General features: G+C 42.7%; 2 protein-coding genes. Both read right to left on the bottom strand.

The window, feature by feature from the left end; genetic code table 11:
- On the bottom strand, positions 1–153 hold a 153-nt coding region (locus HC175_RS21440; RefSeq protein WP_168139952.1), incomplete at its 3' end, for a DUF2480 family protein.
- Positions 154–180: 27 nt separating this feature from the next.
- Positions 181–347, bottom strand: a 167-nt coding sequence (locus HC175_RS21435; protein WP_168139951.1) for an iron-sulfur cluster assembly protein, incomplete at its 5' end; no start/stop codon positions are given.

The raw sequence follows: 347 nt of genomic DNA, 5'->3' as shown, positions 1-347 counted from the left end.
AGATTCTCGAAAATCCTTTTCCCTTAGCACAAATCCTTCGAGCAACCAATCTTTAATATCAAACAGCACACGCTCTCCCTGTGGATAGAGATCCTCCAGATTAAAGGTGACAAGTTTGCTGTTCGCTACACGGTTGATGATCTCTTCGGCCATAGTTTTTAAGTTTCTTCTTTTGAGATTTTACAACATTCCCAGTTCCAGTTTGGCTTCTTCGCTCATAAGGTCCTGTGTCCATGGCGGGTCAAAAGTGATCTCTACTTCACAATCCTTAACCTCGTCCATAGATTTTACTTTTTCCTCTACTTCCATTGGCAGTGACTCTGCTACGGGACAGTTTGGAGTGGTAA

The sequence above is a fragment of the Salinimicrobium oceani genome (assembly GCF_012037645.1).
Note: the sequence above shows the minus strand (reverse complement) of the source record. Positions and strands in the feature narration are given on the sequence as shown.